Below are 22,472 nucleotides of genomic sequence, written 5' to 3'. Positions count from 1 at the left end.
TACCCTACTCCGCAAAAAGTACACTAACCATATCCTCTTTCACATTCTTAACCAGTTCTTCAGGATCTTCCATACCCAAAGTGTAGCCAGCCACACCGGCACGAAGCTCCACAAGATTCTGGTCTGTTTCAAAGGCCATCACACTAAGGGCCTTGAAAGAACTAAGCAGGTTATTGACCACCACCCGCGCTCCAGCGGTAGGTGTGGTTGGCAGGATCAGATAAAAAGCCCCCGGTTCATCACTGATAAACAGGATATCGATTTCACGAATCTGATTTTTAAGGATCATACTGAAAGCCATGAGAACTTCGTCACGTCCTTCATCAGAGGCATTAGAAAGGCCCGGAAATTCAAGCATGATCAAGGACAAATCCAGTTCATAACGGCGAGCCCGTACAAATTCCTCCCGCAGTCTGCGCAGGAAGTAATCATAGGTATAGGCGTCAGTGATTTCATCAGCAATGAGCTTCTCTTTGGTCTCCGCAAAGACTGTGGCATTTTCAACACTACTTCCGCACCAGTCTGCAACCAGCCCGGCAACACGCACAGAATCGCTGGTGAATTTGAGAAAAGGCATCTTCTCAACATTCAATACTCCGACCACATGCTGATTGTTATCAGCCAGAATAGGGGCGGAAATGATTATACCACTGGGCATGCTATCAGTGCTGGCAATCTCACGGATGGAGACAGCTTTCTTCTGGGCAGCAGCAATGCTCATCAAGCTTTCGCCCCATGGAACAACTTCAGGTAAATAACTCTTACCATGCCTTAAAGCGGTATCGAGCCGGAATTCAGTTCCGTCCAGCAGATAAATCGAACATTCCTCCACATCCATGAACTCGCGCAGAATTTCCAGCACTGCCGGATAAATGCTGTCTATACTCAAAGTACGCAATCCCTGAGCAGCTTCATAAAGAGTACCCAGCGTGCTTTCCTGCGAAAGAATCTTGCTGTCCAATTCCTGCTTGGCTTCGCTCAGTATGTCATACTTGACTTTGATCTTGTCAAAAGCATCGTGATAGGCGTCCCTTTCTTCGCAGACACCATTGTATTCCTTGATATGCAGCTGACGAGTCTCACCAAGAACAATCCCCACTAGAAAGAAAAGGATTGGTTTACCCCACATGGCAAGGCTCCTGAAATCAATCAGTTCAATATCAGGAATGGACAGGCTTTTGAAAACTACAAAAAAGATTGCGGTCATAATTCCGGAAAAAAGCCCTCCGGCAAATCCATAGCGGGAAGCTGTCAGCAGAACCACGATCCAGTATGGATGTGGTGAAACAGAAATGAATCCCGGATCCTGTCGAAAAAATATAAGGTTGGCCGCAGTTATGGCGATCAATCCGAGCAGGACTTCATAGTATTTTGAAAGCTTATATTTCTTGGCTGCTGCTTTGACTTTAAACATATTCACCGGCCTGAATATTTTCAATTACATTAGAAAACATAACCGATCCCCCCGCTGAACAACTGGGTTTCCCCGCCTCCGGCAAGCCCGGAATCACTGCTGTATTCATAATTGAGACTCAGATCAAACCTGCCCAGCCTTAAAGATAATGACGGACTCCCGAAATAACTGGGGCTGTTCTTGAACTCATCAAGCCTGATACCTCCAGCGGCTTGAAAAACAAGTGTATCACAAATAGACTTGCTGAAGCTGGCACTGAGAGTGTGGATACTCTCATTTTCCACCACCTCAAACGGCTTGAAAGTTTCATCATCATACTTAAAGAAAGAGCGGTAGAAAGAGTAAGAAATGAAAAGATCGGGGTCAGCAAGAAGCCTGCGGGTCAGGATTACGTTATAAAGTCCCTTGGCTCCGTAATTACGGTCTGATTCAAGCTTATACTGCCGCAACTGACCGTTAAGAAATAGGCCCCAGGTATCATCATAAAAGCCATCATAGGTCAGGGACAACTGGTTGTAGTGCCCTTCATAATTGGCTGCTGAAGGTTCATCGAGCCAAGGATTATTGTAATCGATCATGGCGGAGAAAGTTCCGGGATCATGAATGCGCCAATCAAAGCCAAGAGCACCGGATACTCCCGAACCAATTCCATCATAGCCACCCACTCCCGCAATACCGGTGAAAGTGCGGGTAAAATCACGCTTCAGAAGAAAGGACGCCTGATTCACATCCTTATCGATCTGCTCAACTCCATCCTGCTGCGAACGATATATACGTGTGTTAGCGTAATATATTTCACCTCTGGTCTGGTCTGTGACCTGCATGGAAAAACGGCTGCCCAGAGTGGTAGTTATCGATTCATCAGATTGCAGGCTAACACTGGGGATAAAATCTAGGCGCGGCCTGCGTTCCATGAGCAGGCTGGAAAGAGCCTGCCGAGCTTCATAGTTATCTGGTTCGGCATCGACAAGCTGGGAAAAACTTTCAATCGCCCCCAGCCAATCTCCACCCTGCTGAGTACTGTAGGCCTTGGCGGAGATGGAATCGGTATCTCCGGGCCGCAACCGCAACAGATAATCGAGGGTATCAATCTGTACGGAATAGTCTCCAGCCAGCAAACGCAAACGAGCTTCCTGACGCAGAGCGCCCGGAGACTCAGGATCAAGATTGAGCCAGCGGCGCAACATGGCCTCGGCCTTTGCCGTTTCACTGTTATCGATAAGAGCGCCGATATATTCTTCGCGCAAATCCAGATCATCGGGATAAATGTTCAGCAGTCTTGCATACTCTCTGAGGCCGTCTTCCACATAACCGCGACGAATCATAATACGGGCTAAAATTACTTTCTGTTGCCTCTGCCCGTTAACCCGTAACACATCTCGCTGATCCAGTTCATAAAACAAAGATTCAGGAGCACCGGTCAATTCGGGCTCAGCTATCAGAACAGTGTTTGCAGTTGCCCTCTGCGGATTCGCAACTTTCGCAACCAACCCAGCTGATGGCGGAGGCAGTAAAGCTCCGGGTGAATCCAGAGTACGCTCTGCAAGCATAGCCACAGACATGGAGCGGACAATATAATCGAGTCTGGTCTTATCCTTAAAAAGACGCCCGGCAGCCCTCGCCTGACTGCGAGTAGGATAATCACCTATCTGAACCACGCGCCAGCCTTTTCCCTGTCTATCATAAAGATAAACCATGACCGGGGAATAACCTTCACCTTTCAGGTAAGACATGAAACTCCATGCCGTATCGGCTTCCTGAAAGGAACTGACCCTGACCGTCCAAATTATCTCGCTCTTTGTTTCAACAGGCACAGCGGTAGTGTCCTCCGCAAGGAGCGGAGTTCCATGCATGACCGGCAGCAGTACCGTCATCAAAAGAAAAACCCAAAAAAATAACTTTTTCAAAACACTACCTATTAATTATATTTAGATTCCTGCCGGAAACTTTAACACGACCTTCACGGCGAAGAATGCGCTCAGCGCGCTTAAACTCGCGTACAGCATCATTCTCGCGGCCCATAAGTCGATATATTTCACCCAATTGATAACGCCCTTCGGCGTCATTGGGAACCAGTCTTAAATATTTCCGCAACTTAGCTGTAGCCTGTTTATATTGTTCTCGTTCCCCAAGTATAATACCAAGCCCCTTGAGCGCGGTATGATTTTCCGGGTTCACCTTGAGAGCAGCCTGAAACAAGTCATAAGCATCGGTCTGAAAATTATTGAATAAGGCTTCCGCACCCAGTCGGGACAAGAAGACTTCGTCCTTAATATACTCTTTTTTCAACCTTTTATAAACATCTGAGGCCTCACTACCGCGCCCGGCCATCTGCAATGCCGAAGCCAACAAAAATCCTTCAAAGCGGGGCAACTTTTTCAAACGGGCATAAGGCTCCAGAATCCGCAAAGCGGCATCTGGTTCACGCTCATCAAGATAGGCCCGAGCCAGCTCAATGCGTTCGGTTTCAGGGAGTTTTCCTGCGGCTTGCAATTCCCTGAAGACCCTTATCTGATCCGCAAATTTTTCAGCAAAACCGTACACCCTTGCAAGATCCAATTTCAGCTCATAATCACGAGGTTTGATACCAACAGCCCGCTCATAGTAATCAGCGGCTTTGAGATATTCCCCGGCATCAGCCCAAGACTTTCCTGCACGTTTGGCGAAATCAAAATTATCCGGAGCTTCATCGGAGATTTCAGAATAAAGTTTGGCTGCAACAGCTGGACGAGCGGTCCATTCAGCCAGTCTGGCAAGGTTTTCCCTGATTTCCTTACGCTTGTAATCACGCGAATACAACTCATCATAGATTCGATAAGCCTCTTCACTCAGACCGGCCTGATCCGCGAATTCCGCCCACTTGTACAAAATATCGAGATTCTTCGAACTCTGACCTGCAAATTGCGAAATGAGCAATTCCGCTTTTTTGCTATCACCGGCAGCGGCCCATACCGCAGCAGCAAGCAAGGCAACCTGTTCATCCTCCGGGCGCAGGCTGATGGCGGTTTCAGCCGCATCGCGAAAAATAGCCTTATCTCCGGTGTAAGATGCAATCTGGATAAGGTTCATGACATATTCACGATTGCCACCGGTCATGACAGCAGCCTTTTTGTAATAGGGATAACCGTCTTTTGGAGAATTCAGCCAAAGCATTATTTCCCCGGCCTGCGCGATTACCTTTACATCCTTGGGCGCAATCTTTTCAGCATACTTGGCAGCCTGCCTTGCCAGCTTCAAATCCTGAGTATCAGAAGCGGCCAGCAGCATATCAAGAATATCCTGCTGTTCCTGCTCTCTTTTCAGCAATTCGCGATAAATACGGTAAGCCTTATATGGTTCGTTAATATTGCGGTAAGCTGAACCGGCTGTACGCATTATCTTGATGTCATTCGGAAAAACCTTAAGAGCCAAGCCCACAGTATCGGCCAAAAGTTTATTGTCTGCGGTGGTTGCAGCAGCATCTATAAGACTCTGGTAATCAGCCAGAGTAGCTCCAGGGCTATCAACAACCTTACGCAAAACATCATAGGCTTCACGCGGACGTTCAAGGGTCAGCAGCAATGCCCCTCGGGTTCGCAGATAATCAGGCTCTGAAATATTTATATCTTTTGTATCTTCAACAACTTCAGCCATAAGAGCACGGTCTTCACTGAACAATGCCGCCCGCAGCATGTCATGGGCATACGCAAGCCAACTACCGACCCGCTCCGCCAGCCTGCGGAAGAGATTTACAGCTTTGCGGTGATTACCGGTCTGCATATAAACATCGCCGAGCGCCTGCTGATGAGAAGTATTATCCGGCTCTATCTTGACTAATCTTTCCAGCACCAATTGCGCCAGATCATTCCTCGCAGCATTACGGGCCATCCATGCGGTTTCGGTAAGCAGCTCTACATTTTCAGGACTGATCTCGAGCAGCCTTTGCGCCACATCCAATGCCCGGTCATAATCACCGGACCAGCCCAGAACCTTAACCAATTGCACCCTGCTCTCAATATCAAGTCCGGCCTGTTTATCCATACGGGCAGCATATTCATAGCCCTCTTCCACGCGGTCCACTGCTACGAAATACTCCAGCACATAAATTACGTACCGCAAAAAATCGACTTTCTCACCGGACTCGGCCCGGAACTCAGTTTCTGCCTTGAACTGCTCACCTACAATGAACAACCGCTGAAGCAGGAAATTAAGATAGGGGTCATCGGGGGTCGTGGTATGCTCTTTTCCCAGACGCTCAATTTCATCATTAAGCACAAGCATAAAATTACCGCTGAAAGGTCTCTCTCCCTGCAATTCATTAAGCTTGATGATTGCATCAACTTCCTGCGGGAACATATTGAAATAGCGATAATACATCACCATCTTTTCAAGCGGTTCCATCTTTTCCGGCTCAATCTTCGAAATCTTTTTCCAGGTATGGAGAGCTTCGCGGGGCATTACATTCCATTCAAAAACCTGCACAAGCTTGCGCAATTCAGAAATTCGACGCGGTTTCTGTTTTAAAATCTCTTCAAGGCTGGCTATAGCTTTGTCCGGCATACCCCGTTCAAGGAAGACATCCACACCAAGCCTCAGCAATCTCAAATCATGAGGATCTTCCTCAAGAAGCTCGTTTAGTAAATCAGCCGCCTTGGAAATTTCCCCACTCCGCAGGTACAACGGGACCATATCCCTCGGAAAGGGATATATAAGTACGGTCGTCCCGATTATGATGAGTACGAAAAGCAGTACCCGCCAGAGCTTTATGTTCAAATCAGATCAATCTCCATAGGTCCGGAAGCAACATCTTTGACCGATAAAATGCCCTCACCGTCAGTCATAAGTTCCTGCGGCGATCCGTCCTTGCGGATAAGTTTGTATTTTCTGTTCGGAATAAGACCTGCCAGCTCAAATTTACCTTTGCTGAAACATTCAAAATCAAAGCGCACACTCTTTGCTGTACGCTCGAAATTACGTACCCAGCCGGAACCGTTTCTAAGATACGGCACGCTGCCGTTAACCTTTTTATCTGTAGTCAGAGCCAAATCAGCCCGAACTGAGCCCGGATTTAGGTGCACAAAAACACCTTCAGGCTGGATATCGTAGCCAAGTACATTTGTGGATTTTTTAAGATCGGGAACCTTTTCCATACCGTCCAGACGGACCGAAAGGCAGTCGGCGTAATTGGTGAAGACAAACTTATCCGGTGAAATCTTCTCCACTTTTGCAGCAAGACAACCATTAACCATTCTGATGTAAGAGGAAGCATATACTCTGGCTGTATCCTGACTGAGCGCCCATTCGTAGACATCTTCAAGGGCCTTGAGGGAAGCGAATTTCTCGCCGCTGTAAAAATGGTAATAGATGTCAATGGGCATTATCCGACGCGGAGAACCGGTCCGCTTCATGGTATCCACGATATTGCGAAACCCGAAATACGGCCCGGACCAAAGGTTGGTCAGAATATTCTCATTAGCCTGCCCGGTATAAATCTGGTTACGCTTGCCCAAGGCACGATAAAGAGGCGAAACCCCGAAATACGAATTGCGACGCGCATCGAAAACAGTATCCCCGCCGTTCAGATTCAGAATTCCAGCCTTATCGGCAATGGCGACCTGCTCTTCAGTTGGCTCACACATACCGGACCAGAACAGCACCCGGCAGGGCTTTTCCACCGGAGCAAGATTCTCGGAGATATAATCGCATGACCCCACAATTTCGTAGTGGGCATCGAATTTATATCCGGCCACCTCATACTGCCCGACAACAAAATCTTCAGCGTATTCCTTGGATTCCCGTAACTTGGCATTCCAAGCAAAGGGATGGGTATAAGAATGAGAGGAAGTCTCAACATTTTCCAGTTCGAAAAGGGTCTTAGCCATCTCTATATTGTCCAGACTCCCTTTAACATCCGGATTGATCTCCCCGGCAATTACCGAGGCAGAATTGGGAAAATCGTAGCGCTCAAAAATGCGCTCCATGATAATTTCCCCGCACACCTTATTCTGATCGACCTCGGTGTAACCGACAAAACCGTCTCCATCGATATGGGCAAAGGCAACCCGCTTACCATTCAAGGTCGTTGGGGTAAGTGCCGGCATACCTTTCAAATCCAAAGAAACCCTTAAGAATTCAAATGGATTCAAATACCACTGTTTCTGAAAATTGACCGGATCCTGCCAGCGCATATAGCCGTCAAGAGCAAATCCGCCACGCGGTCCCAATCCTACAGCCGCTGCAGCGGTACTCGATTTCCCCTTCAGCGCAACGCTAACCCACGAACTGACATCCTCAGTTGTGGGAACAATCTGAATATACTTTTCCGGAAATAATGGGAGCTTCCGCTCAAAATTCATATTCTGCTGATCAACAGATTTATATTCCAAGCGATAATCATCATTAGTGGCATTACCCTGATATGAAAATCCGAGGTTGGAAAACACCTTCTTGATCAGCAAAGGCTCTGCCAAAACATTATTAAAATCACTAAAAGCCCCCAGATTTCCGGCAATGATGACCTTCTTACCCTGCTTCTGCTGCCAGATCAGCCAATTGAGAAACTCGTTAGGATTATTCATCATGTCTGCAGAAAATGAGGTGAAGACCGCCCGATATTCCTCCATGTCTTTGTCTGAAGGCAAAGGACGCTGCGACACATCGCGCACCTCGTACAAAAACCCGAGGTAATTGAGTGGTGCGGCAAAGCCTTCAATGAAATTGTTATCCACTGCAGTTCGGTCTTCCGCTCCGTTATAGAGCACTAGAACCTTACGCTTGACCGGCTCAGCATAAGCACAGGGCAAAGCAAGGATGACAATCAGAAATGCGACAACAAGCCTATTCACCAGATGCATGAATAAACACCTCGTTTAATGCAGGAGTACTGACATAAGGGATAAAGCCCATCTTTCGGGAAAAATCGTAAGCTTTCAAAATTTCCTGCTTTTCTCCTGCAGGGACATAATCAAGAGTCAGGACCACCAGCTTGGAATTGACCTTCAAAGCGGCCTTTGCCTTGGAAATAAGAAAATTACGTTCCTCATCCGAAACATCTCTACGGACGGAAGTAGACAAGTCCATAGAGCTGCTCAATCCCTCTATCAACAGGTAGTTAAGATACGGAGCCGTGCGTCTCACAATTTCAAATCCCCTGTTCTGACAAAGCAGCAGCTTGGGGAACTTAATCTTGATTCCACGGACCAAATCAACGCAAGCCCGCTCTGTACCCTTGTAGGTATCCGGATCCCTGCGTTGCATATCAATGGGAGAATCGAGCGTATCAAAAAAAAGCCCGTCATATCCGGCCGAAAGGGCATCGGGGATAATACGGGAGAAAAGCAACTCGGCCCACTCAGGGCGGCGCACATCCACCACCCATGAGTCCCAGTTTTCATTATATCTCACAAGCAGATCAAGGTGCTTGGCCTCCTCGAAATAAGGTCCGTTCGCGGCAACCTCTCCAAGGCTGACATAAACCAGCACTTTTACACCTTTTGCGCGCAAAGGAGCAGGGTCCTGCCCTCCGGGAGCAGAGACCAGCAGATCGAAACCGGACAGATCATCCGTCCGGTCCTCACTTCCATAATAGCAGGCCCACGATTCAACAGCATTACTTCCGCCAAAAGCAAAAGTCCTGCCGAAGAGGGAAAAGGTAACCACAAGCAGCGCGATTATTGCGCAGAAACGGAAGACATTGCTGCCACCATATCTGCAAGAGTTTCCTGCGCTACGCTGTTCAGGGATTCCGTACATCCGAAAAAGCACCCCCCACTTTTGGAAGAAGATGAAGCCCACAGAACATTACCGGAAGAGACATCAACCATACGCAGGTTGATCCCCACAGTAGGACTTTGGTTAACCCCGCGCTTGTACTGGTACTCGGTCACAGAACCATAGATAACGGTGTCCACTCCAAGCTTGCTGCCTAATTTCTGAGCCACAACATCTTCCATGACAAACTCAAGATCGTCTTCATCACCTTTGATGCGCTTGAGCATTTCGGTGGTTTCCATGAGATCAAACTTAGTGGAAGCATAGAGTTCGGTGGTCAACAGGTCACCGACCATACGTCCTGCATTGGGAGTATTGGTCAGGTTCACCAGCGGCAGCACCGCAGCATGACGGGCTTCACTGGCAACCCCGTTGGGCTGGACATAATCTTTCATGTAGGTACCGGAACATCCGGCGAGAAAGAGAATAAAAATCAAAGTAGTGAAAAAGCTTTTTTTCACAGCACCCTCCTTATTTTATCGAAAATTTTAATTTTTAATTCGAATTAACCACATGAATTAAATAACAAATTCATCCCCGACTAAAAACTGGAATCACAGCTATATGCTAAATCATTCATTTATTCAGAACACTATAATCCGAATCCATCTCTATGCAAAGTATTTTTATTTGTAACCTTCAAAAATTACATTATATTTTGTACTGCAATCAAAGATTGAACCCTTTAATTTTATCTTTCGCCATGCTATTATTCCAAAACATAAAAATTCAACCGGAAGTCATAAGCATGAAATTACATACTATAGTAATCCTGACCTTTTTATCCATCATTGCCGCCTGTGCATCCACAACCCCAGCCCCCCCCTCAAGCAGCGCAGCCAAACAATCGCAACAGGAAACACGAATGACTACACCGCATATAAAAATCAACAGTTGGGCATACCAACTGCAAGGTCCTAAAATAGCAACACTGGCAGAATCTCCGTATGATTTGCTGGTAATTGACTATTCAAAAGACGGCTCTGATAAAAACAGATTTTCAGCCAAAGAAATATCCGTGCTCCACAAATTCAATAAAACCGTACTCTGCTACTTTTCCATCGGGGAAGCAGAAGATTATCGGTTTTACTGGCAGAAAGAATGGAAAGATAATCCACCGCGTTTTCTCGGAGAAGAAAACCCTGATTGGGCAGGTAACTTCAAAGTAAAATACTGGCGTGAGGACTGGTGGGAGAAGGGATTACGTCCTTATTTGGACCGTATTATCGAGGCCGGATTTGACGGTGTTTATCTGGATATAGTCGATGCGTACTGGTTCTGGCACGAGCAAGGCATTGACGTACGGAACACCGCAGACGATATGGTCAAGCTGATCAAAAGAATCGGAGACTACACCAGAACGAAAGCCGGAAAGAATTTCATCATCTGCCCTCAGAACGGCATGGGAGTATTCAAAGACTGCTCCCCGGAATACAAGGACGTATACTTCAAAACCGTAGATATGGTCGGGCTTGAGAGTCTGCTTTTCAACTACTATAGCGAAGGCGATAAAAACTACCGCCTGCAATTGGCAAGAGAACTTGCCGGGGCAGGCAAAACAATTCTTGATGTAGAATACATTGATAAGTCGCAATACGCTGATTACCTGAAACAGGTAAAGGGACTCGATTTCAAGCTGATCCCTTACGGATCAACGCCAGATGCTGCATTGGACGGGATTACTGATTTTTGGAAGTTTAGAAAGTAACCCGTAAAATTCCACCGGCATGCAGAGCGTTGAGTGCGATAGCTATTCCGGCCAGCATAACAAGCCCTGCGCTCAGCACAGGCAGGTTTTCAATCCACTTGCGTGAACCGGAAAACCTTTCGGTAAGCTTCGAGGCTCGTAGAGTCAGAATCCCAATGAGGATCAGCACTGCGGCAAGTCCAAGACTAAAGGCAAGAATCAGCAACAGCCCGAAAACAATACGCCCGAAAGCCACTGAAGCAAGCAAAACGACTAAAGCTGTCGGACAGGGTACCATACCTCCTGCAATGCCGAGGCTGAGCATGGACCACCACGAAACAGGCTCGGATTCATTGCCGTGCTCATGTGAATGGTCATGTGAATGGCCGTGGTGGTGGTCGTGACTATGCACAGCCCTGCGGGCAAGCATCATGTATCCGACTCCGAAAACCAATGCCCCGGAAAATGCTCCCAGCCACGGATAAAGATCTCCGGGCAGAAAATAACGCGAAAGCAGCAGAGCGATAATACCGAGAACGATAACACTGGCGACATGGGTAATGGTAACAATTGTGCCTAGAGTGAATGCGTCTCGAATACGCCCGCTGCGCCCGATGAGATATGCTGCCACCATGGCTTTACCGTGTCCGGGACTGAGCGCGTGCCCCATGCCCAAAAAAAATGCCAACCCAAGAGCGAACAGGACTGTACCCGGACCAAGATTTTCCTGCGCCAGATAATCCTTAAGAGCAGCCTGACTGGAATCTTCCTGCGGAACAGGCTTTAGACCGCTGCCATCCACCGCTGGAGTCGGGACGGGAAAAGACGTTCCCTGTCCTTCAACTTTCTTGGCAAAAAACTGATAATTCAATTCCCGTGAATCAGGTGAAGTTCTTACTATGCTGAATTGCGGGTCAGCCTGCACCTTCCACTTCAGCCACTTCAACTCCCCGGTCTGAAAATTGTTGTCCGAAAGTTTCAGGTAATGCTTACCGAAATCATCTTCCGGCAAAGGTATGGCGTAAACAAGGTTTGAGCGTAGTCCGTTATTATACCCGCCCGGAGCCGCTGAGACGGAATCATAATAGAGTTCAGGAACAATCGGCTTATCATCCAAATAGACTTCCAGGTTTGGCAGTAACAAAGAGTTAATATCCCGCGAAAGCATTCTTTCCTCTGAGCCGGAGACCTTGCCGTCATGGTCGGCATCAGGAATGAGTGTAGCGGTGATGGAAGGCCCGATGGAAGTATCATATACTATCAACAACCTCGTCCCTTCGTTCATAACTGTTGTTTCCTGCACAACTTCCCCCAAAGGATGGGCTTGGGCAACAACAGCACTCAGGCAACAGATCAGGATACTGAATATGATATACAGCTTTCGCACTTTTAATATTTCCTCACAACAATTTTGGTTTCTCTGACCACAAGTTGTCATAGATAGAAGTTGACAGCAATAGTGCTCAAAGCTATACACCATAAAAAATGACCAGCGGTCACTTTATGACCAAAGGTCGCAAAAACAAGTAACCAGAAAACCAAATGGCCAGAAAACAACAGGAAAAATCTCTACAAACCAAGAAAGAACTCATGGAAGCTGCCAACGAACTTTTTGGAAAGAAAGGTTTCGTAGAAACTACAGTGGCAGAAATCACCAGATATGCTGGATACGCCAAAGGCAGTTTCTACCGCCACTGGGTGAGCAAGGACAAACTCTTTCTGGAAATCGTAGAAGAAAAGCTGACCGAGTATCGCAATTCCCGCGATGACCGCTTGGACAAAGCAGAATCCCTTGAAGAGGTCATGAACATTATCTGGGATTTTCTGGAAAACATTGTCCGCGACCAAAACTGGGCCAAAGTCTTTCTGGAATTTACCATCTATGCTTCAAGGGTGCCGGAACTGCGCGAAGACCTGAGCCTGAGTCAGTACCGTCTTTCCGAAGAAGTCTTTGCCGCTCTGGTTCGCGATTTTGTTGAGACGGACTATCCGCCGGAAAAGATCGGAGCATTCAACACCGTACTATTCGAAGGATATATGGTCAGAAGTTCCATTGAAACCGGGTTTATGATCCAGAACAACAATGGCCCAGGACTAATCGATTTTAACGACGTCCGCGAAGCAGCGGTAACTCTTGCCTTAACCAACGGACTGAAAAAAGCTGAATAAACAGCCAGTTTAGATAAAAAACGGAGGGAACATGAAAAAACTTTTAATTACAGTAGTGGCCGCAGCCATGTGCATGTGCGCCCTGCCGCTCACAGCAGGTGCAAAATCCATTAACCTTACCTACTCAAACTTTTTCCCGCCCACCCACATCCAGTCCAAACTGGCCAAGCAGTGGGGAGAGGAAGTAACCAAACGCACCGAAGGCCGTGTGACCATCGCCTACTTTCCCGGCGGAACCCTGACCAAAGCCAAGCAATGCTACGACGGCGTAGTTGAAGGTCTTTCCGATATCGGCATGTCTGCGCTGGCATATTCCCGTGGCCGTTTCCCGACAATGGCTGCTGTTGATCTGCCTCTCGGCTACAAATCCGGCGTAGCTGCAACCAAGGTTGCCAATGCGGTTTACGATAAGTTCCAGCCAAAAGAACTGCGCGACGTAAAGGTTCTGTTTTTCCATGCCCACGGTCCCGGCCTGCTCTTCACCGCCAAGAAACCGGTTAAGACTCTCGAAGACATCAAAGGCATGAAACTGCGCGGAACCGGAAACTCCGCTCAGCTGCTTAAAGCTCTCGGCGCGGCTCCGGTTGCCATGTCCATGCCTGACAGCTATCAGGCCATCCGCAAAGGCGTTGTTGACGGCGGCGTATACCCCATGGAAACCAACAAGGGTTGGAAAATGGGCGAAGTCGTTGACTACTGCACCCTCGATTATCCCGTCGGTTACACCACCACTTTCTTTGCAGTCATGAATAAGGATAAATGGGAAGCTATTTCCGAGCAGGATCAGAAAATCATTATGGAAATCAGCAGAGAGTTCGCGGGCAAGCACGGTCAGGCCTGGGATGAAAGCGACAAAGAAGGACGCGAGTTCCTGACCCAGAAAGGTGGACAGTTCATTGAGCTGAGCGAAGCCGAAGGCAAGCGCTGGAAAGAAAAAGCTGCGCCCATGATGGATGATTACATCGAGAAAGCCGGCAAGAAGAAACTCGACGGCAAAGCAATTCTCGACTTTACCGTAGAAACTTTGAACAGCGTTCAGTAATCGCAGGACAATATAGATTCAATCTCCCCCATTCTGCTATGCGGAGTGGGGGAAATTTCGTAAATTCGGAGATTGTAGTGGGTAATCAAGTCATAAGCCTCATCAACAAATTTGAGGCATTGTTAAAAAAAATTGCCGCCGTATGCTTAATAGGCATGGCCCTTTTAACCGGGGCGGATATTATTTCACGCGGCGTGCTGAACACCCCCATTTTCGGGGTCGAGGATATTGTGGCAGTGCTGGCGGTTTTGACTACCGGACTGGCTCTTGGCTATGCCGAAAACCAAAAGGCAAACATAGGTGTGGAATTCCTCTACAGCAAGATGAATGCCCGCACCCGACGCATTGTTAAGATCATAACTACGTCCTTAAGTGTTGCCCTGTTCGGACTGGTTACATGGAGACTATATCTTTACGGCTGCTCAATGCGTGAATCCGGGGAAGTTTCAATGACCCTTGAATTACCCACTGATATGGTCATTTTCGCGCTGACTTTCGGTTTCGGTTGCTTCACTCTCACCCTGCTGAAAGAACTCATCATGCTTTTCAAAGGGGAAGAATAAATGGAACCGACCACTCTTGGAATTATCGGCATCTTTGTAATGCTGGCCCTGCTAATGACCCGCATGCCCGTGGCTTACGTCATGACTCTTGTCGGCTTCGGCGGGTTCTCCTTGCTTATTTCCGTGAAAGGCGGCATGAACCTGCTTTCCCGCAGCTTTTACGACACATTTTCATCATATAGCCTGTCCACTATTCCCCTGTTCATCCTCATGGGCCAGTTAGCCTTTAACAGTGGGATCAGCCGCAGGCTCTACAGTACGGCATACCATTTCCTGGGACACATTCAGGGCGGTTTGGCCATGGCAACTGTTGCCGCATGCACTGCATTCGGTTCGGTCTGCGGCTCCAGCCCTGCAACTGCTGCCACAATGGCGACCGTCGGTATCCCGGAAATGAAACGCTACGGTTACTCCAACTCCCTCGCAGCCGGTTCCGTTGCTTCCGGCGGTGGTCTGGGTATGATCATGCCGCCCAGCATCGTGCTCATCGTCTACGGCATACTTACCGAGCAATCCATCGGTGAATTGTTCATGGCAGGAATTCTACCTTCTGTAGTGCTGACCATCCTGTTCATCATCGCTATTGCCATAGTCTGCCACCGCGACCCCAGCCTCGGACCCAAGGGCGAAACTTTTCCCTTGAGCGCCAAACTTAAATCTCTCATGGGACTGATGGACACCATCGCCGTATTCGCCCTTGTAATCGGTGGTATGTTCTTTGGATTCTTTACTCCCAACGAATCCGCTGCTGTCGGCGTACTGGGGATTCTCGTACTTGGAATAATCAAACGTCAGCTGACATGGGAGGCTTTCGTAAATTCACTGTATGAAACCCTGCGCACATCAGTAATGGTCCTCTTCCTCGTAGCCGGGGCGCTGATTTTCGGTAAATTCCTAGCCGTAACCCGCATTCCTTTCAATGTTGCCGAATGGACTGCTTCATTCGACCTGCATCCGCTGATCATCGTTTCCATGATCCTAATCGTCTACTTCATCGGCGGCTGCATCATGGACGCACTGGCCCTCATAATGCTGACTATCCCGGTATTCTACCCGGTTATCACGACACTTGGCTTCGATCCCATCTGGTTCGGGGTCATCATAGTGCTGATCACCCAGATCGGAGTCATCACACCTCCTGTAGGAATCAACGTGTACGTGGTTTACGGCATGGCCCAAAAATTTGCCCCGGATATCACCCTTGAGGATATCTTCAAGGGGACCATGCCCTTCCTGCTGGCAATTCTGGTGGGAATAGTACTCTTCGCCATTTTTCCGCAAATAATTTTGTATCTGCCGCAGGCAATGTATTAAAAACAAGTAATATAAACGAAGAAAGCCGCAGTACCAATGGTGCTGCGGCTTTAATTTTAACAACTATTCTTTAACCAGATATCCGGCAGGAGCGTTAGTCCACGGCAAAGTCTTAATCTTCACTCCGGGCTTATCAGCAAAAAATTCATCCACGGCTTTGGTTTCACCGGGCCACTGCTGAATCCCATATTCATCAAAGAGAATAACCCCACCCCGGCTTAACAAAGGCCAAAACGCCTCTAAGGCAGCCTTCGTAGGTGCATAAAGATCACAATCAAAATGAATCAGCGAGAAACGCACCCCGGGATTATCCTTCACAAACTGCCTGCAAGTCTCTTCAATCTGCCCTTCAACTAGTTTAATTCTGGGCTTCTGCGGAATAAATCTATCATTATCAAAAAGTTTAATCGCATCCAGAAGCTCCTGATAATGATCCTTGGGCGAAAATCCACCTATCATTTTATTGGATTCTTCGATGGATTTTCCATCCTCAGGTGAAAAGGAGGTGAACCCCTCCCAATTATCAAATCCCCAGACGGTTTTGGTCCGGTCGCCAATGCAGTATGATTCAAGCAGATTTGCCCAAGTAAATAGGCCCATCCCCCTAAACACACCAAGCTCAGCAATATCACCGGGAACATCAAGGGTCATGCGGAATAATTCGGAATGTGCCAGAAATCTTTTAATCCACTGTCTCCGCCCCAAAACCATCCAGTGCTTAGCAGCATCAAGAGAGGAAAAACCATATCGTTCACAGTGTTCTGCAATCTGGTCTTCGACTTCGCAGTCGCTCAAAGATTTTGCAAATCCATCGAATTTTTTAGTCATTTCTTCCCTTGAGATCAAAAAGTTTGTAGGCATCCAGAGGCTTAGCCTGCCCGACATACGGAGCTACATATTTATCGAAAAATTCATCATCCTCACCCAGCAGACAACAAGGATGGGTTCCCTGAAACCATTTACTTGTAAGTAAGGATTTCCGAGCGTCAGCCAAAGAGACATCTTTTATATTACCTAAAGTGTACTGACAAAAATTGCAGGGAAAAATCTCGCCGCTGGCACTGATTGCCATGAAATTTACCCCAGCAGGACAACGATCCTTACCATTACAGTTATAGATATCACGTCCGATATGACGCTGACCATTGGGCAAAGTTCCCCGCGTTTCAAAAATATCTTTCAACTGCGCAGCTTCATCAGGGGTGATCCGTATATCCTTTATCCCGTCCCACTTTCCAACTGGCATAGCGACCTGAACTTCTACCCTAACCTGTAATTCCTTAGCGATCTCCAAAACCTTTTTAAAACTATCCTGTTCAATCGTCCCGTGGGAAACTACTGTGGACACAGCCGAGTGCAGCCCTTCAGCTGTGGTATTCTTAACCGCTTCAATTACTCGTTCAAATGAACCAAACACCCTGTTCTCATCATGCTCAGCCGCAAATCCGGAATCAAGGCTGTAGGATATCTTATCTACATTCAGGGCCTTTAACTCTTTAATTTTATAATGATCCATCTCCCAGCCGTTGGAGACAACATTAATATATGTTTCCTGAGGATGAATCATTTCAATAATGCTTACCAATCTGTCAAACTCCAGTATAGCCTCGCCGCCCTGCAGGACATAATGGAAAACACCAAGTTCATAGGCCTCTCGGGTTACTCTCCTCAGATATTCAAGATCAACATCAGGTTGCTGCTTGAAAACGGAAGCATAACAATGCGAACAGGACATATTACATCTATTAGTGACATCCAGAGCAATTGTCCGCAAACGGTCAGGAGTATTGTTGGCCTGCCTTTCATGCAATAAATATTTATCTTCAAACATATGTATAAAGAACTAATTTAATAAGTATATGGAGTCAAATCATAGACTAATTCAAAAGAAAATACGCATTCCCGCCACCAACACGACCAAAAATATGATAGTCATCCCGGCACCGGCGCGCAGATAATCAACAGCCTTTAAACCTGCCGGACGCATAACCAGAGCATTTACCTGATGCGTGGGCAGAACGAAGGTATTGGAAGCAGCCAAGGCCACTGTCATAGCTGCTACACGCGGATCAGCACCGCATGAAAGAGCTAGGTTCATGGACAATGGCACCAGCAAAACCGTGGCTCCTACATTGGAAGTAAAGAGAGTAAAAAAAGAAGTTAACAGCCCTATACAGATAAGCAGGACCGTTGGTGATGGAACTCCAACTGCATTCATGAGCATATCGGCAATCATTTTAGCAGCTCCAGTATTTTCAAAAGCAAGTCCCAGCGGAATCAATCCTGCCAACAGGAATACTGTCATCCAGTCCACGGAACGGTATGCTTCATCAATAGTCAGCACCTTACCGAGAATCATTGCCATGGCTCCGAACAATAGCGCAATGGAAAGCTGAATATCCAATACCAGAATCATGAACATGGTCACAGCCAGACATCCAATGGCAAATGGTGCCTTATCTTCACGCTGCAATTCACCTTGTATCGGTTCAGTAAAGATGAAATCGTTCTGATCCTTGAACTGATGAAAAGCGCTCCACTTACCATGTAGCAGAAAAGCATTACCTTCACTGACAACCATATCGGAAAGGTCGCTGATAATCATCTCATGGCCTACATAAACGGCCAGTGGAACTACACCAAATTTCTTACGCAGCTGGATCTCCCCCACGGTCATTCCAATAAATTGAGATCTGGGCGAAACAATCCCTTCCATGATCCCTGAATTGGTAGGGGCAAGATCATCAGCGAAAACTTTCAGCTCATGCGAGTACGTCCAGCCATAGTCAGCCGCAAGTTTTTTAATAAACATGGCCTCACCGATTATAGCGATAGTATCTCCGGGACAAAGAGTATCTTCAGGACGGGGCGCAACATTTCTTTTATGGGTTTGTGCGTTATATGAAGCAAGAACTGAACAAGCGTAGTTTGATCGTATTTGAAGCTCAGAAAGACACTGCTCATTAAAACCATGAACAGGTATTTTCATCTCATATACCTCGCCCACGTCATGGTAAGTCTTATCCAGCAAAGGTGACAGCGGTCCACTAATCTTACTGGCCTTACTATGGGGCAAAATCCATTTTCCAAATACATTGAAATAAATCAAAGCTGAAAGGATAAGCATGATCCCGATAGGAGTCATACTGAACATTCCGAAATGTTCATAGCTGACACCTCGCACGGTCAGTAAATCATTGAGCAAGATCAGAGGGCTTGAACCGACAAGGGTAAGAGTACCGCCGATAATGGCACAAAAAGCCATAGGCAATAAAATATGAGAGGCAGGAACTCCGGTCTGGATAGAAATACGTTTAGCAGCGGGCATAAAAAGCGCAGCAGCCCCGATATTTTGCATGAACCCCGATATTCCGGCCACGGTAGCCGAAACCATAGAAGTAATCTTCCTTTCATCTCTTCCGGCAAACCTGAGAATTAACTGGGCAAGTTTATTCATTACACCGGTCTTATCGAGGCCTGCCCCAATAATGATAACAGCAATGATAGAAACTACGGCGTTACTACTCAACCCGCTGATAGCCTGCTGCGGCGTGACCAGACCGAGCAAAGGCAAGCAGACCATGACCATAATACCGACCATGTCTACGCGTACCCATTCAAATATAAAGAAAAGTACGACTAAAAATAGGACTGCGAGAACTAAGATAATATCTGGAGTGATAGACATAACGAGCAGGCTTTTCCTTTTATTTGATAATTATCAGACATTATTAAAATGCCTGAGTTTTTTTTTTAAGACAAGAAGGAGTTTGATCTAAAGGAACAATCAACTAATCGCTTCACTTCATCTAATACGGCATAGTCTATTTATTCCACTTGACTTATATAAATAAAACGATGCACTTTAAATAAAAAATAATAAGGAGACATAGATACAAAAAGACATGCATTACTACGGGACTTACGCGTTAGCCAGAGCTGCAGGTATCAAACCTGAAGCTGCACAGATCATAGCTTCTGCTTCTCAATTTGTGGATGATAATGCCAAGAAAGAAAACATTGATTTCACAGATAAGGCGTGCCTCATTTCAAGGCCGACAGCACATCATTGTGAAGATGTAAAAAACATTCTTCCTGATGACCAGCGAGTGGTCTGGGTGCCTTTTCACTTTCTTCCCGGCGGAGAAGGCAGGACCTTTAATGAAAGGATTGTCTGTACTCAAGACAGTGAAATTGCGCGAAAGATGGTAGCCAATCATCTGAGTAAGACAGACAAGGATTTCTATCAGCAATTGATTGGCATTACGGCACATGTCTACGCAGACACATTTTCTCATTACGGTTTTTCAGGAATGAGTTCTGATGTGAATGACGTGGATACTTTAAGTATTGAACTGGTGGCGAATGCAGACCCCAACATATTCAATAACCTGAAAGACAAGGCGTGTCATTTTTTGGAAAAGCTAAAAACCGGGGCTGCTGAGTTCGGCTCACGTAAATTGGGTCACGGAGGTGTATATACATATCCGGACCAACCGTTTCTCAAATGGAATTTCAAGTATGAAAACGGAACTCCCAGTAACCGAAACAACCTGCAAACCTTCATGGACGGATCTGAAGCCATTTATAATTTGTTTCGAGCTGCTTGTGAGACAGATAAGAGCATTTATGAAGGCAAGCATCGCAACTTCTCCCAAATCAAAGCCAGTTTGCAGGAGATCTTATCATATCCCGAACATGATGAAGATAAGCGTTGTGAAAACTGGATTAAATCATTCGAGAACGAAACCTCCAACTTTACTGAAGGAGCAGAAATTATGCCAGAGTATCTGGGGGATGTATGGAACGGAGAGAGAAAAGCTTTGGACAACAACGCTCATTCATCGCTTATCCTGCAATCGCCGGTATACAATTTCTACAAAGCGGCATCCTATCATCGACATTTCGTATTGCGGGACCTACTTCCCAAATATGATATCGTAGTCGCTTAGGATCCGCCCCTCAAATCCCTCAACACTCGAAAATCCCCCTGCGCCAACAAGTAAAGCCCCCTTGAATTAACAAGGGGGCTTCGAAATAAAAAAGCTTGCGGCGACCTACTTTCCCACTAGCTACCTAGCAGTATCATCGGCGATGGAGAGCTTAACTTCCGAGTTCGGAATGGGGTCGGGTGTGACCTCTCCTCAATGGCCGCAAGCAAATTTAGCTTGCTTTTGAGCAAAAATATATGGTTGAAATAGAGAAGATTAACCTTAACTATTTAAAGTTAAGGGAAGAGAAGAAAAATAAGTCGCACGATTTATTAGTACTGGTCAGCTGAATGCATCACTGCACTTACACCTCCAGCCTATCAACCAGGTGGTCTACCTGGAATCTTTAGATGCTAAAGCATAGGGATAACTAATCTTGAGGCAGGCTTCCCGCTTAGATGCTTTCAGCGGTTATCCCTTCCGAACTTAGCTACCCTGCAATGCCACTGGCGTGACAACAGGAACACCATAGGTTCGTCCACCCCGGTCCTCTCGTACTAGGGACAGACCCTCTTCAATTATCCTACGCCCACGGTAGATAGGGACCAAACTGTCTCACGACGTTTTAAACCCAGCTCGCGTACCACTTTAATCGGCGAACAGCCGAACCCTTGGGACCTGCTTCAGCCCCAGGATGTGATGAGCCGACATCGAGGTGCCAAACCGCATCGTCGATGTGAACTCTTGGATGCGATCAGCCTGTTATCCCCGGCGTACCTTTTATCCTATGAGCGATGGCCCTTCCATGCGGAACCACCGGATCACTAAGACCAACTTTCGTTCCTGCTCGACATGTCTGTCTTACAGTCAAGCTCCCTTATGCCTTTGCACTCGACGGCTGGTTTCCAATCAGCCTGAGGGAACCTTTGCAAGCCTCCGTTACTTTTTGGGAGGCGACCGCCCCAGTCAAACTACCCACCAGACACTGTCTCCAAGCCGGATAACGGCATTGGATTAGAATTCAAGACTATCAAGGGTGGTATTTCAAGGATGGCTCCACCGACACTGGCGTGCCGGCTTCAAAGCCTCCCACCTATCCTACACATGATAGCCCTAAACCCAATGTCAAGCTATAGTAAAGGTGCACAGGGTCTTTCCGTCTTACCGCGGGTAACCAGCATTTTCACTGGTAATTCAATTTCACTGAGTCTCTGGTTGAGACAGTGGGGAGATCGTTACGCCATTCGTGCAGGTCGGAACTTACCCGACAAGGAATTTCGCTACCTTAGGACCGTTATAGTTACGGCCGCCGTTTACTGGGGCTTCAATTCGGAGCTTCGGCCGAAGCCTAACACCTCCTTTTAACCTTCCAGCACCGGGCAGGCGTCAGTCCCTATACATCGTCTTACGACTTAGCAGAGACCTATGTTTTTAGTAAACAGTCGCCCCCCCCGATTCTCTGCGGCTCCAAACAGCTCGTTAAGTGAATCAAGTCACCGTCTGGAGCATCCCTTCTCGCTAACTTACGGGATCATTTTGCCGAGTTCCTTAACCAGAGTTCTCTCAAGCGCCTTGGTCTACTCGACCCGACTACCTGTGTTGG

16 protein-coding genes and 2 rRNA genes (1 of these 18 only partly in view) are annotated in these 22,472 nt (G+C 47.1%); 6 read left to right on the top strand and 12 right to left on the bottom strand.

All coding sequences use genetic code 11. The features are described from left to right. Positions 1–4: 4 nt before the first annotated feature. From ACKU40_RS02090 to ACKU40_RS02065, 6 genes are read right to left on the bottom strand one after another with little or no spacing between them, the layout of a single operon-like run. Complete coding sequence (locus tag ACKU40_RS02090) at positions 5–1,414, bottom strand: GAF domain-containing protein (RefSeq protein WP_320174884.1); 1,410 nt, start codon at positions 1,412–1,414, stop codon at positions 5–7. Between the two features lie 29 nt (positions 1,415–1,443). Continuing rightward, positions 1,444–3,288, bottom strand: a complete 1,845-nt coding sequence (locus ACKU40_RS02085; protein WP_320174883.1) for an SPOR domain-containing protein — start codon at positions 3,286–3,288, stop codon at positions 1,444–1,446. 37 nt (positions 3,289–3,325) lie between these two features. Next, positions 3,326–6,166, bottom strand: coding sequence for a tetratricopeptide repeat protein (locus tag ACKU40_RS02080; RefSeq protein ID WP_320174882.1), 2,841 nt, complete (start codon positions 6,164–6,166; stop codon positions 3,326–3,328). Next, a complete protein-coding gene (locus ACKU40_RS02075; RefSeq protein WP_320174881.1) occupies positions 6,163–8,247 on the bottom strand; it encodes a DUF2194 domain-containing protein in 2,085 nt (694 codons plus the stop codon). Before ACKU40_RS02075 ends, ACKU40_RS02080 begins: the two co-directional genes overlap by 4 nt. Continuing rightward, positions 8,231–9,145 carry an endo alpha-1,4 polygalactosaminidase gene (locus ACKU40_RS02070; RefSeq protein ID WP_320174880.1) on the bottom strand — a complete coding sequence of 305 codons (915 nt, stop codon included), beginning with the start codon at positions 9,143–9,145 and terminating at the stop codon, positions 8,231–8,233. Before ACKU40_RS02070 ends, ACKU40_RS02075 begins: the two co-directional genes overlap by 17 nt. Further along, complete coding sequence (locus ACKU40_RS02065; protein WP_320174879.1) at positions 9,064–9,624, bottom strand: GNA1162 family protein; 561 nt, start codon at positions 9,622–9,624, stop codon at positions 9,064–9,066. Before ACKU40_RS02065 ends, ACKU40_RS02070 begins: the two co-directional genes overlap by 82 nt. Before the next feature lie 287 nt (positions 9,625–9,911). Here ACKU40_RS02065 and ACKU40_RS02060 point away from each other — a divergent pair, with 287 nt between their 5' ends. Beyond that, entirely contained in the window at positions 9,912–10,871 is a 960-nt protein-coding gene (locus ACKU40_RS02060) for an MJ1477/TM1410 family putative glycoside hydrolase (RefSeq protein WP_320174878.1), read from the top strand. Here the strand turns inward: ACKU40_RS02060 and ACKU40_RS02055 are convergent. Further along, positions 10,861–12,237 (bottom strand): sulfite exporter TauE/SafE family protein, encoded by a 1,377-nt coding sequence (locus ACKU40_RS02055; protein WP_320174877.1) that lies wholly within the window; start codon positions 12,235–12,237, stop codon positions 10,861–10,863. The genes ACKU40_RS02060 and ACKU40_RS02055 overlap by 11 nt on opposite strands. A gap of 155 nt (positions 12,238–12,392) precedes the next feature. Here ACKU40_RS02055 and ACKU40_RS02050 point away from each other — a divergent pair, with 155 nt between their 5' ends. The 4 genes from ACKU40_RS02050 (at position 12,393) to ACKU40_RS02035 (ending at position 15,938) form a co-directional block, all read left to right on the top strand. After that, on the top strand, positions 12,393–13,019 hold the full coding sequence (locus ACKU40_RS02050; RefSeq protein WP_320174876.1) for a TetR/AcrR family transcriptional regulator: 627 nt from the start codon (positions 12,393–12,395) through the stop codon (positions 13,017–13,019). Between the two features lie 31 nt (positions 13,020–13,050). Then, a complete protein-coding gene (locus tag ACKU40_RS02045) occupies positions 13,051–14,061 on the top strand; it encodes a TRAP transporter substrate-binding protein (protein ID WP_320174875.1) in 1,011 nt (336 codons plus the stop codon). Between the two features lie 77 nt (positions 14,062–14,138). Continuing rightward, positions 14,139–14,624 (top strand): TRAP transporter small permease, encoded by a 486-nt coding sequence (locus ACKU40_RS02040; RefSeq protein ID WP_320174874.1) that lies wholly within the window; start codon positions 14,139–14,141, stop codon positions 14,622–14,624. Further along, entirely contained in the window at positions 14,625–15,938 is a 1,314-nt protein-coding gene (locus tag ACKU40_RS02035; RefSeq protein WP_320174873.1) for a TRAP transporter large permease, read from the top strand. Between the two features lie 63 nt (positions 15,939–16,001). Here ACKU40_RS02035 and ACKU40_RS02030 read toward each other — a convergent pair whose 3' ends face one another. From ACKU40_RS02030 to ACKU40_RS02020, 3 genes are read right to left on the bottom strand one after another with little or no spacing between them, the layout of a single operon-like run. Continuing rightward, positions 16,002–16,766, bottom strand: coding sequence for a TylF/MycF/NovP-related O-methyltransferase (locus ACKU40_RS02030; RefSeq protein WP_320174872.1), 765 nt, complete (start codon positions 16,764–16,766; stop codon positions 16,002–16,004). Then, positions 16,759–17,769 (bottom strand): radical SAM protein, encoded by a 1,011-nt coding sequence (locus ACKU40_RS02025; RefSeq protein ID WP_320174871.1) that lies wholly within the window; start codon positions 17,767–17,769, stop codon positions 16,759–16,761. The genes ACKU40_RS02030 and ACKU40_RS02025 overlap by 8 nt, the downstream gene beginning before the upstream one ends. 51 nt (positions 17,770–17,820) lie before the next feature. After that, the gene (locus ACKU40_RS02020; RefSeq protein ID WP_320174870.1) at positions 17,821–19,626 is read right to left on the bottom strand and encodes an SLC13 family permease; all 1,806 of its coding nucleotides are present in this window, start codon (positions 19,624–19,626) and stop codon (positions 17,821–17,823) included. A gap of 217 nt (positions 19,627–19,843) precedes the next feature. Between ACKU40_RS02020 and ACKU40_RS02015 the strand changes: the two genes are divergently transcribed. Then, positions 19,844–20,890, top strand: coding sequence for a DUF6765 family protein (locus tag ACKU40_RS02015; RefSeq protein WP_320174869.1), 1,047 nt, complete (start codon positions 19,844–19,846; stop codon positions 20,888–20,890). A 92-nt stretch (positions 20,891–20,982) separates the two neighbouring features. On the opposite strand, the gene rrf is transcribed toward ACKU40_RS02015, so the two are convergent. Both rrf and ACKU40_RS02005 read right to left on the bottom strand, forming a co-directional pair. Further along, positions 20,983–21,097 (bottom strand): 5S ribosomal RNA (gene rrf, locus ACKU40_RS02010). Between the two features lie 83 nt (positions 21,098–21,180). Further along, positions 21,181–22,472: ribosomal RNA gene (locus tag ACKU40_RS02005) — 23S ribosomal RNA — on the bottom strand; it runs 1,644 nt beyond the window's last position.

The sequence above is a fragment of the Maridesulfovibrio sp. genome (assembly GCF_963666665.1).
Taxonomy (GTDB): domain Bacteria; phylum Desulfobacterota; class Desulfovibrionia; order Desulfovibrionales; family Desulfovibrionaceae; genus Maridesulfovibrio.
This window is presented reverse-complemented; position numbering and strand designations above follow the sequence as displayed.

Coding starts and splice junctions, on each gene's coding strand:
- ACKU40_RS02090 (WP_320174884.1), bottom strand. CDS start 1,414: ATGTTTAAAGTCAAAGCAGCAGCCAAGAAATATAAGCTTTCAAAATAC.
- ACKU40_RS02085 (WP_320174883.1), bottom strand. CDS start 3,288: ATGACGGTACTGCTGCCGGTCATGCATGGAACTCCGCTCCTTGCGGAG.
- ACKU40_RS02075 (WP_320174881.1), bottom strand. CDS start 8,247: ATGCATCTGGTGAATAGGCTTGTTGTCGCATTTCTGATTGTCATCCTT.
- ACKU40_RS02070 (WP_320174880.1), bottom strand. CDS start 9,145: ATGTACGGAATCCCTGAACAGCGTAGCGCAGGAAACTCTTGCAGATAT.
- ACKU40_RS02060 (WP_320174878.1), top strand. CDS start 9,912: ATGAAATTACATACTATAGTAATCCTGACCTTTTTATCCATCATTGCC.
- ACKU40_RS02050 (WP_320174876.1), top strand. CDS start 12,393: ATGGCCAGAAAACAACAGGAAAAATCTCTACAAACCAAGAAAGAACTC.
- ACKU40_RS02045 (WP_320174875.1), top strand. CDS start 13,051: ATGAAAAAACTTTTAATTACAGTAGTGGCCGCAGCCATGTGCATGTGC.
- ACKU40_RS02035 (WP_320174873.1), top strand. CDS start 14,625: ATGGAACCGACCACTCTTGGAATTATCGGCATCTTTGTAATGCTGGCC.
- ACKU40_RS02030 (WP_320174872.1), bottom strand. CDS start 16,766: ATGACTAAAAAATTCGATGGATTTGCAAAATCTTTGAGCGACTGCGAA.
- ACKU40_RS02025 (WP_320174871.1), bottom strand. CDS start 17,769: ATGTTTGAAGATAAATATTTATTGCATGAAAGGCAGGCCAACAATACT.
- ACKU40_RS02020 (WP_320174870.1), bottom strand. CDS start 19,626: ATGTCTATCACTCCAGATATTATCTTAGTTCTCGCAGTCCTATTTTTA.
- ACKU40_RS02015 (WP_320174869.1), top strand. CDS start 19,844: ATGCATTACTACGGGACTTACGCGTTAGCCAGAGCTGCAGGTATCAAA.